Source organism: Ruegeria sp. BE9 (genome assembly GCF_056538765.1).
Genome location: NZ_JBQFTS010000011.1, coordinates 120,992 through 131,053, shown reverse-complemented (window position 1 = coordinate 131,053; position 10,062 = coordinate 120,992). Strand labels below are relative to the sequence as shown.

General features: G+C 53.7%; 9 protein-coding genes, 1 tRNA gene and 1 riboswitch. All 10 genes read left to right on the top strand.

What is annotated here, in order from left to right:
- Positions 1–4 precede the first annotated feature (4 nt).
- A tRNA-Met gene (locus ACR0EO_RS21270) sits at positions 5–81 on the top strand.
- A gap of 263 nt (positions 82–344) precedes the next feature.
- On the top strand, positions 345–740 hold the full coding sequence (locus tag ACR0EO_RS21265) for a hypothetical protein (protein WP_480692916.1): 396 nt from the start codon (positions 345–347) through the stop codon (positions 738–740).
- Positions 741–1,327: 587 nt separating this feature from the next.
- Positions 1,328–1,535: riboswitch (cobalamin riboswitch) on the top strand.
- Between the two features lie 102 nt (positions 1,536–1,637).
- Complete coding sequence (locus ACR0EO_RS21260) at positions 1,638–1,994, top strand: DUF1636 family protein (RefSeq protein ID WP_480692915.1); 357 nt, start codon at positions 1,638–1,640, stop codon at positions 1,992–1,994.
- Positions 1,991–2,776 (top strand): ABC transporter ATP-binding protein, encoded by a 786-nt coding sequence (locus tag ACR0EO_RS21255; protein WP_480692914.1) that lies wholly within the window; start codon positions 1,991–1,993, stop codon positions 2,774–2,776. The genes ACR0EO_RS21260 and ACR0EO_RS21255 overlap by 4 nt, the downstream gene beginning before the upstream one ends.
- A gap of 18 nt (positions 2,777–2,794) precedes the next feature.
- The gene (locus tag ACR0EO_RS21250; protein ID WP_480692913.1) at positions 2,795–3,742 is read left to right on the top strand and encodes an ABC transporter substrate-binding protein; all 948 of its coding nucleotides are present in this window, start codon (positions 2,795–2,797) and stop codon (positions 3,740–3,742) included.
- 1 nt (position 3,743) lies between these two features.
- Positions 3,744–4,751 (top strand): FecCD family ABC transporter permease, encoded by a 1,008-nt coding sequence (locus ACR0EO_RS21245; RefSeq protein WP_480692912.1) that lies wholly within the window; start codon positions 3,744–3,746, stop codon positions 4,749–4,751.
- A 354-nt stretch (positions 4,752–5,105) separates the two neighbouring features.
- Positions 5,106–6,656, top strand: a complete 1,551-nt coding sequence (locus ACR0EO_RS21240; protein ID WP_480692911.1) for a sugar ABC transporter ATP-binding protein — start codon at positions 5,106–5,108, stop codon at positions 6,654–6,656.
- A 28-nt stretch (positions 6,657–6,684) separates the two neighbouring features.
- On the top strand, positions 6,685–7,971 hold the full coding sequence (locus tag ACR0EO_RS21235; protein ID WP_480692910.1) for an ABC transporter permease: 1,287 nt from the start codon (positions 6,685–6,687) through the stop codon (positions 7,969–7,971).
- An 83-nt stretch (positions 7,972–8,054) separates the two neighbouring features.
- A complete protein-coding gene (locus ACR0EO_RS21230) occupies positions 8,055–9,011 on the top strand; it encodes a substrate-binding domain-containing protein (protein WP_480692909.1) in 957 nt (318 codons plus the stop codon).
- Positions 9,012–9,124: 113 nt separating this feature from the next.
- Complete coding sequence (locus tag ACR0EO_RS21225) at positions 9,125–9,937, top strand: IclR family transcriptional regulator (protein WP_480692908.1); 813 nt, start codon at positions 9,125–9,127, stop codon at positions 9,935–9,937.
- Positions 9,938–10,062 lie beyond the last annotated feature (125 nt).

Below are 10,062 nucleotides of genomic sequence, written 5' to 3'. Positions count from 1 at the left end.
CTGACGCGGGATGGAGCAGCCCGGTAGCTCGTCAGGCTCATAACCTGAAGGTCGTAGGTTCAAATCCTACTCCCGCAACCAGCGTCAAATAATCAAACACTTAGCGCCCCAAGGGGCGCTTTTTGCGTTAAGAGCCACCCACACTCGGTGCTACAACGGTGCTACGCCACACAGTGACTTTCAGCCTTTTGCAAGCGTCGAAGTGTTTATCTTACGGACCCCGTTTTTCTTCAGCGATGCAAGAAAGCCACTCTCGAAATACGATCTCTTTCAATGAGTTATGCAACTAGAGGGTTGTACCGGGCTTAAGTAGGGTGCCGTTGTGCTGTAAGCTGAGGAAAAGTATGAAAAAAATGTTACTAGCATCCGTCGTTGCAAGTGCTCTGGGGGCTTGCACTTCGGAGCAAGAGCTTTGTCAAAATAAGGCTATGCAAAACTATAACTATTTGCAGCGTCAAATCGTGAGTGTTGAGAAAAACGTTAGTCGTGGCTACGACACTAAGAAGAAAAAAGTCCCATATGAAGAAAAAGAAATTTGCCAAGATTTAGTTCAAGATCGGCGCACAGGTCAAAAGTACGTCTACACTCATGTGTGTACTAAGGTAAAACACCGCATAGAGTACGAAAAAGTCCCGATAAACATTGAAGTTGAGCGGGAACGCTTGGCTGCTATGAAGGAAAGGCTTAACCAAGAGCGAAGCTTTGCTCAGTCACGGCTTGATCAGTGCGGTGCCACCTGAGGAAATGCCATTGAGGTTGATTATACCGAAGAAGAACAACGCCTAAATCCACGATTTTCAAAGCCGCCATTCCGGCGGCTTTAAAGTGTTGAGTTTCAATCGGTTTTCCACTGTATCTTTGGCTCGTAACAAAGAAAAGAATATCCACGGTCCAAATTTCGATTTTCCGAGGCTGCGCCTTGCACAAAGAAACCCTTTCCTGAAACAGTGTCAGTGCTGTCAAAACAGTCCGCCAAAGTGGCGTGGAAATGGGGGCGAAGCAGCAAAGAAAAACGGGATCACGAGGCAAAAGAAAATTTTCACAGAAAATCGGGGTCGCGATAGAACAGGCTCGAGTATGTTTGGGCCCCGCACAAGAAAGCTGCAATTAGTCTTTGGGGTGGGAAAAGCGCCCGGCTATTTGGGTCGAGCAGCTATGTACCAACAAGCGTGAAAAGTCTCATCGATTGCCGTTTTAGTTGATCGGGCGCCCCAAGCCATTGAAACGTCTTGGCGATGTCTACCCGATCTATTGTTTGTCCATGCGAAGGCAGTTGTTTTCGAATAGCCGACCGCTCGTTTCTATATTGACGCATCTGTTGATCTCGGGCACTGAGTTTCAAGATGGTTCCCTGAGGTGTGCCCAAGGGATGAAAAGGGAATACGGTGCGGTTAGCCAATTGGCGCCAAGTCCGTAACTGCCCCCGCAACTGTAAGCGGTGAGCGACGCCAATCAGCCACTGGCAATTTGTGCCGGGAAGGATGGCCAAGCGATGACCCGCAAGTCAGGAGACCTGCCATCATATGTTTAACCAACCCGGGGCGGGGTGTCCTGGAAGGAGGCTTTGATGGCACGTCTTGCGCGTGTTTACATTACCGGTTCCTTCTGCGCTCGCTTGGTGTCAAGCGGAGTAGATCATGCCGAACTCTGCTGACCATTTCCTTCTGATCTGTTCGACATGCAACGGGACGTTAGGGGTTGAAAACGCACGGGGTGAGTTAGCCAGCAAGCTACCATCTGGGTTCGTTATTCATACAGTTGATTGCATGGCAGGTTGCGACCGACCTACGACTGTAGGGTTCCAGGCGGTTGGAAAAGCGCAATACCTGTTCGGCGATATTCAAACCGAACAGGATCTAGAGGCTTTGGCCGAATTTGCGTTGCAGTATCAAAACTCCGCTGATGGATGGACAAACGCCACTGATCGACCGTGGGCCCTATTTACCAAAACAATTTCCAGAATGCCGCGAATTGAACGGGGGAAGTTTACATGAGGTCTTCGAATTTTCTTGTGGCGCGCGGCCTCGAATACTACGCGCTGAACGGCGACATTCTTTTGCAAGGCGCGTCTTTTGAGTTGGACGAAGGTGCGATCCTTGCGATTGCGGGGCCAAACGGGGCGGGCAAGACGACGCTTCTGAATCTTCTGTGCGGTGCAGCCGAGCTTGTTCTTGGGGATGTGCTTGTCAAAGGCCGCAGTCTCCGGGTCATGTCGGCAAAAGAACGCGCCCGAATGATTGCCGTTGTCGGGCAGCAGGAAATGCCAGACGGTCGATTGCATTTGCGAGACTACGTTGCGCTGGGTCAGATCCCGATTTGGTCAGATCGTTCAGCTGAAGAGCACGCCAGTGATTTGAAGCGCATTCTCGATCTCACTGACCTTAGCGGGCTTGCTGATAAAAAGATGGCTGTGTTGTCGGGTGGTGAGCGGCAACGCGCCCATATTGCCCGAGCGTTGGCCCAAAGACCGTCCCTTTTGTTCTTGGATGAACCGACCAATCATCTGGACCCTGACGCAAAGGGGCGGATGCTTTCCTTGGTCGCCGAACTTGGCATCACTGTTGTGATGATCGTCCATGATTTGGTGATGATCCCCGAATTCGCCACGCATGTAGCCCTGATGAAATCAACACGCATGACCGGTTTTGGTCCCGTAGCCGACGTTCTGACTTCGGAACGGGTGCGCGATACATTTGGCGTCGATTACCTGTGCTTTCATCACGAAGGCCGCGTAATCCCGGCGTTGGATATCCGAAGAACAACCGTTTCAACTTAACTCGAGGAGCCTTCCCCAATGAAACAGTTTTGGTCCGTGGCGCTGGTTACAGCCATGGCGAGCGGTGCGTCCGCATCAGAGATCACCGTAGATAATTGTGGTGAACCGCTGGTGTTCGACGCGGCGCCCGAGCGTATTGTCGTGCATGACATGAATATGACCGACATGGCATTTGCACTGGACCTGCAAGACAAGATCGTTGGTCTCACCGGCATTACCGGCTGGTACAAAACCAGCCCTGAGTTTGACACGCTGCGCGGTGATATTCCTGAGCTTGCCCCGAAATACCCGACCGTTGAAAACCTAGTGGCCGTTGAGCCAGACCTGTTCTTTGCGGGTTGGTATTACGGAATGAAGCCCGGCGGAGACGTGACGCCAGATACGCTGGAACCGTTTGGCATCAAGACCATGATCCTGACCGAAAGCTGCGTGCATTTGGACAAAGACCGCCCCGAAGCCAGTATGGATCTGCTGTTTGGTGATGTCCTGCGATTGGGCAAAGTCATGCATGTCGAGGACAAGGCGGAAACGTTGGTGAACGGCTGGAAGGAAGATTTGGCTGCGATCGAAGCCCAAACCGCCGATCTGGCTAAACCGCGTGTTTTCCTCCTCGACGGGCCTGCTGATGCGCCCTTTACCGCAGGAAAATTTGCCATTCCGGACGCCATGATTGCAGCTGCTGGTGGTGAAAACGTAACTCACGACATGGATACCAGCTGGGGCCGTTCCTCGTGGGAAACCATTGCAGCTGCTAACCCGGAATTCTTGGTGCTGTTGGACTATCAGACAGGCAATGGTGCTGAGGATACGTTCAAATTTCTGCAAGAGCACCCAGTCATGTCCCAGATTGATGCGGTCAAAAATGAACGTTGGATCGGTTTACGGTATGAGGAGCTGACACCGGGGCCCGCGAACATCGAAGCGATCTCGAAAATGGCGAAAGCCATGCATCCGGGTTTGAACTAATATGGGCCGACTTGGCCTGACACTTTTGCTGGGGGCGGTCGTGTTGATCGCCCTCTTGCTGGTTTCAATAGTCTACGGAACCACATCCATTCCCATCTCAGACACAACCAGAGCCATTTTTTTGGGTGTCGGTTTGTCCGATGGAGAGATGTCGCCGTTGCATCGCATCGTGTTTGATCTGCGCCTGCCGCGCGCACTTTTTGCCGCCGTAATAGGTGCAGGGCTTGGTATAGTCGGGGTCGTACTGCAAACGACGACTCGCAATGACCTCGCCGACCCTTTCTTGTTTGGTTTGTCCTCAGGCGCCGCTGCCGGAGCCGTCTTTGTTATTACCGTAACCGGAGATATTTTGGGCTTCTGGACACTTCCGCTGGCCGCATTTTGCGGCGGTCTTGTTGCCTCGGGCATCGTTCTGGCGCTGGTTCACGTTTTGCGTACCAGCGCGCCGGAAAAGCTGATCCTTGCGGGGCTTGCAGTTTCCTTTTTGTTTTCGGCTATAACGAATTACCTGATTTTTGCAGGTGACAGCCGCGCTGCGCATACGGTTATTTTCTGGATGCTGGGCGGGCTTGGATTGGCGAGGTGGGAGACCTTTCCGCTGGTTTGTGTGGGTTTGCTACTGATCCTGTCTTATTCTATCTATCGCAGTCGCTGGTTAGATGCTTTGCTGACTGGCGACCTTACCGCCTCGACCTTAGGCGTACCGGTGCAAGGGCTGCGGTTTAGCATGTTTTTTGTGGCGGCACTTGCGACAGCGGTGTTTGTCTCGGTGGCCGGTGTGATCGGATTTGTTGGCTTGATGGTGCCACATATTGCGCGCGGAATTGCTGGCCCTCTGCACCGCCAGTTGCTGCCGACGGCAGCGATCGTAGGGGCCGCTTTGCTTACGGGATCAGACATTTTGAGCCGCTTGCTGCTTGCTCCCCAAGAGTTGCCCGTTGGTATTGTAACCACGTCCATCGGTTCGGTTTTCGTCTTCTTGTTGTTGTTCCGAACAGCCAAAAACTGACAATTGCCAAAAGTAGGCGTATTTCTGGCCAGCGTGTATGACGTCTGACTTGGGTCGACGTGGGCACCGATTTTGGCGGTGTTTTGTCTGCAAAACGGTACTGTGCCTCGTGGAGTACGCCCTGCGGACCGCGAAATATTTTCATGTCGGATTCGAGTAAAGTAGTGCAGAAAAGCGATTAATTTCAATTAACTGTACCTCTTGAGGGGTTGCCGAGTGACCAGTCGGTCAGCACGGTCCCCAGAGGTATTGAACAGACAAATGTAGATTTGTCTTGACGGTTCATTGGCGTGCATGGTTTCGTATATGAAACGATTTTAAAGAATCGCATCTACGGCGAAGGGAGGCGCTGTAATGACGAACCAGAAATCCGCCCTGCGAGCGACGCACGGGACGGAAAGCCAGATTACACTATCACTAAGCAAGATCGGGATGTCCTTTTCGGGTGTCTCCGTGCTTCGCAATGTTGACCTGACCTTTGATGGTGGAGAAATCCACACGCTGATGGGGGAAAACGGAGCTGGTAAGAGCACGTTGGTGAAGATCATCAGCGGGGTTCAAAAGCCGAGCTTTGGAACCTTTCAGATTGATGGCGAAACAGTTGAGTTCGACGCACCTCGCGACGCCGAAAAGCACGGTATCGTCATCATGCATCAAGAGCTCAGCCTCATCCCCGAGATGACGGTGGCCGAGAATGTACTGTTGGGGCACGAACCCCGCAAATTCGGGGCTTTCATTGATCGCAAGACATTGCGAGCCAAAGCGCGCAAGGCTCTAGCCCGTTTCGGCTTTACCCTTGATATCGATACGCCAGTAAAAGATTTGCGGGTTGGCGAGCAGCAATTGGTCGAAATTGCCCGTGCGCTTTTGATGAATGCCCGGCTGCTGATAATGGACGAACCAACCTCAGCCTTGTCGCAAGCCGAGGCAGATGTGCTGATGGAAGTTGTCAGGGATCTCGCCCTTCAGGGTGTAGCGGTCATCTACATCTCGCACCGGATGGACGAAGTTTTCGAAATCTCGGACCGCGTGACTGTTTTGCGGGATGGCGACCTTATAGGAACTCGGTTGGCGTCTGAAACCAGCTCAGCCGATCTGATACGCATGATGGTTGGGCGCACGGTTGAAATAAACCCGGTCACCCGTCAGACACCGGCTTCGGACGAAGTCGTCTTGCAGGTTTCAAACCTGACGGCCCGCGAAGGTCACCGCAAAGTTTTAGATGATGTCTCATTCGACTTGAAAAGGGGCGAAGTTCTGGGCGTAGGGGGTTTGCTGGGTGCCGGACGGACCGAGTTGCTGGAAACCTTGTTTGGCGCGCGGGGCGGGTCGTATCACGGTGAAATCACGCTTGAAGGTCAAAAACTGCGTCCCACCCGCCCTCAGGATGGGGTGCGTAATGGTCTGGCCTTGATAACCGAAGACCGTAAGGGAAATGGGCTGATACTTGACCGCTCAATCTCGTCAAACGTCGCGTTGCCATTGATGCCCTTGCAATCACGCTTTGGCCGGTTCTCCGAGGCCGAACAACGCAAACAGGCGCTAATGGCAATCGAGACGTTGAAGGTTGCCGCCACCGGTCCCGAGCATCTCGTTGGCAAGTTAAGCGGCGGCAATCAGCAAAAGGTAGTCCTTGGCAAATGGCTGGCGACGCAACCGCGCGTTTTGCTGTTGGATGAGCCGACACGTGGCATCGATATCGGCGCAAAGGACGAGATCTACGATCTCGTTGGGCGGCTGGCCGATCAGGGTATCTCGGTTTTGTTTGCCAGCTCGGAGCTGTCCGAGTTCATGGCCGTCTGCGACCGGATGATTGTTCTTTGTGATGGACAACTGGCCGGAGAACTTTCGCGCGAAGAGATGAGCGTGGATTCAATCAAAGCCTTGGCGATGCAGTTCCGCTGATCGCTCGGGGTGTGAAAAGAGAAAAGAAATGACCGTTATGGACCCCAACAGCCCAGCCGCGAAACCAGAGCATCCAAGCCGAGCGGTGTTTATGCGTCTGTTGAACAATACAAAGCTTTACTGGGGGCTGTTTGCCCTGATCCTGTTCGGCGCGTTAACCTCGCCCGTATCATCCAAGGGCAACAACATCTTTCTATCTCTGGGGAACCTGACGGACATCCTGCGTCAAGTCTCGGTCACCGGGATTGTCGCGGTGGGCATGACGATGGTGATCTTCATCGCCGGGATTGACTTGTCTGTCGGGTCGGTCATGGCATTGGGAACGGTAATCTGCGCGATGCTGTTGACGCAGGAAGGATGGACAGCAGCCAGCTATTTCGGAGTACCCGCGACTGGCTTGGTGCTGTTCGTGACACTTGGCGCGCTGATCTATTTCGTCCAAAGCAACCTGAACCGCGAAGCAGAGACAGCCGCCACGACCAGCGCGCCTTCGCGGATGCTGAGCCGAGTGGTCGCGGCAGCGATTGCGATTGGCGTTATGGTCTGGTTGGCCGGTCAGGTGATGCCCAAGTTTGGCGTATTGGCTGTACTAATCGTGGTGCCTTGTATCGGTGCCGTGATGGGCACGGTGAACGGAGCTTTGATTGTCTACGGTCGCTTACAGCCGTTTATCGTTACGCTTGCAATGATGGTTGGAGCGCTGGGTCTGGCGCGAGTCATCGCAGGGCAGGATACAGCTGTTTACCCAGTCTACACCGGTAGCAACGCCACCGAGAACTTTGAATTTTTGCGAGAGCTTTTGTGGGGCGTTCTGCCAGTGCCCGGCCTGTTCTTTTTGGGCGTTCTGCTGGTTTTCTTCCTGATCACCCGCTTTACCACCTTTGGTAGCTATCTGATGGCCATCGGCGGCAATGAAGAAGCTGCACGCCTTGCGGGTATCAACGTTGGCCGAAACAAGATCATTACGTACGCGCTGGCCGGTGCGTTGTCGGCTCTTGCCGGGGTTCTGTATGTGGCGCAGTTCCGGCAAGGCAAGCCGGATGCCGGTCTGGGGCTTGAGCTTGATGCAATCGCCGCCGTTGTAATTGGCGGCACCAGCCTGATGGGCGGGCGCGGAGCGATAATGGGAACCTTTGTGGGAGTGCTTATTTTCGGCTTTCTCAGCAACATTTTGCAGCTCAACAACATCGACAGCAACACGCAGCTGATCCTCAAGGGCATCATCATTGTGGTCGCAGTGTTGCTTCAGGAAGGGCGGTTTGAAGAGATCTTTGTCATGGCGAAAGAGCGCCTGGGCAGAGGGAGGAGGCTCTGACCTAAGATCTTGGCGGACCAAGGTCAGAGCAATCAGAACGCGGGAGTTTTTGAGAAACCCGCATCATGACTAAGGAGTAAACTATGAAAAGAAGAGCATTTGGCAAGGGTCTGTTGACAGCAACCGCTCTGACAATGTCGTTGTCTGCGGGCATGGCGTGGGCGCAGGACAACTATGTAATCGGCTTTTCTCAGGTCACGACGGTTGAACCGTGGCGTGTACAGTTTAACAAGGATCTGCGGGCTGAGGCCGATCTGCATGACAACGTTGAACTGATCATCGCGGATGCGAATGACCGGACCGAAAAGCAAGTCGCTGACGTTGAGAATTTTATCCGGCAGGAAGTGGACGCCATCCTGATCTCACCAAAGGAATCCGCAGGTCTGACAGGGGTGGTTGAGCAAGTGACTGACGCGGGTATTCCGGTGTTCGTCCTGGACCGTAATGTAGATACAGACAAATTCGTTCAGTGGGTTGGCGGCGATAACGAATTGATTGGCCGCGCGGCCGGACAGTTTGCTCTGGAAAAGCTTGGTGGGGCCGGAACGGCAAAAGGCAACATCATCGAAATCTGGGGCGGTCTTGGCACCCAAGCTGCGCATGACCGGGCAAATGGTTTCCACGAGGCATTCGAGGGTGAAAAGGGCGTGACCTTCCTGCTGGATCAGCAATCTGGAGATTGGAAGCAGGATCAGGCCTATGACATCATGTCTACTGCCCTGCGAAACTATGAAGACATTGATATGGTCTACGGCCACAACGATCCGATGGCCTACGGCGCTTATCTTGCTGCCAAAGATGCGGGGCGGGAAAAAGACATCATGTTCATCGGTGTTGATGCGCTGCCGGGTGAAGGGGTGACCTGGGTGGCGAACGGCGAACTGGCAGCGACGTTCCTATACCCGACGCCAGGAGCGGAAGGTCTGCGGCAGGCCTTAAAGCACCTTGCTGGAGAAGACGTGCCGAAATCAGTGGTTATGGGAACCGAAGCGGTCACCACTGAAAACGCTGGGCAAATCCTCGAGAAGAACGGTCTTTGAGGACCGGGTTGGCCGACGATCTTTCTCCTCCCTGTTGAGGTGGTTGGCCGGGCACGCAGGGGCTTGCGCCCCTGCTGTCTTTTCTGAGAAAGCTGGCGGAAAGAGGTAAGCCTATGTCCGAGCAAAAGACGAAACTACAGAAATACTCGGCCCCTGCGTTGGAAAAGGGTTTGGATATTCTTGAGTTTCTGTCGCTGACGGATGTGTCTCCTACGCTGTCTCAGTTGGCGCAAGGGATAGGTCGGTCCAAGAACGAGATTTTTCGAATGATGATTGTTCTTGAAGAGCGAGGGTATATCGAACGTCAGGACGGCGATATCTACAGCCTGACAGGAAAGCTGGCGTTGCTGGGCGGGGAACGCTCAGATCATAGTAAACTGGCCGAGCTGGCCGAGCCCTACATGCAGCGGCTCGCTGAAGAAACCGAATTGTCCAACCATCTCTGGGTGCCCGACAACAGCCAAGAGCTGATTGTCATCAATAGCGTTTCCTCTCCTCAGAACTATGGGGTGACGGTGCAAGTGGGGTACACGACACCTATCTACCCGACCTCAGTCGGGGCGTGTTTTTTGTCGGAGTTCGATTCCGTAGACGCCCGAATGGAATTCCTGCGCCGCGCCGCTCCTAACGAGGACTCGAAGGCCCTGCAGCAATTTGCAGATCAAGCGGCGCAGTGCGGCGAGCAGAATTACGTTTCACTTAGCAGTCCCGAGAGCCATGCCATTAACGAAATATCTGCGCCGATCCGGCACATGCCGGGGCAAACAGTGATGGCTGCACTGACGATCCCTCATTTTGCATCTGCAATGATAGATAACCGCCGAGAGATGGTGATTGATGCGCTCAAGGCAACGGTTTCACAACTGCAGGCGAGTATAGCAATAAGTATGCCGCTACCTCGGAAGGCTTGGTTCGAAATCTCCTGACGTTTGGTAGGGGTGTTGCCAGAAACCCAGGTGTTTCAGAGCGTACGTGTCATTTTCGCTGCCATCGCGCTCTGCGCAGTGGCGTCATCAAAGGCTGACACTAGCCGAGGCAGTTGGGGTGCTGT

Bases quoted from the DNA above. Each gene is read 5' to 3' on its own strand.
- ACR0EO_RS21265 (WP_480692916.1), top strand. From the start codon at position 345: ATGAAAAAAATGTTACTAGCATCCGTCGTTGCAAGTGCTCTGGGGGCT.
- ACR0EO_RS21260 (WP_480692915.1), top strand. From the start codon at position 1,638: ATGCCGAACTCTGCTGACCATTTCCTTCTGATCTGTTCGACATGCAAC.
- ACR0EO_RS21255 (WP_480692914.1), top strand. From the start codon at position 1,991: ATGAGGTCTTCGAATTTTCTTGTGGCGCGCGGCCTCGAATACTACGCG.
- ACR0EO_RS21250 (WP_480692913.1), top strand. From the start codon at position 2,795: ATGAAACAGTTTTGGTCCGTGGCGCTGGTTACAGCCATGGCGAGCGGT.
- ACR0EO_RS21245 (WP_480692912.1), top strand. From the start codon at position 3,744: ATGGGCCGACTTGGCCTGACACTTTTGCTGGGGGCGGTCGTGTTGATC.
- ACR0EO_RS21240 (WP_480692911.1), top strand. From the start codon at position 5,106: ATGACGAACCAGAAATCCGCCCTGCGAGCGACGCACGGGACGGAAAGC.
- ACR0EO_RS21235 (WP_480692910.1), top strand. From the start codon at position 6,685: ATGACCGTTATGGACCCCAACAGCCCAGCCGCGAAACCAGAGCATCCA.
- ACR0EO_RS21230 (WP_480692909.1), top strand. From the start codon at position 8,055: ATGAAAAGAAGAGCATTTGGCAAGGGTCTGTTGACAGCAACCGCTCTG.
- ACR0EO_RS21225 (WP_480692908.1), top strand. From the start codon at position 9,125: ATGTCCGAGCAAAAGACGAAACTACAGAAATACTCGGCCCCTGCGTTG.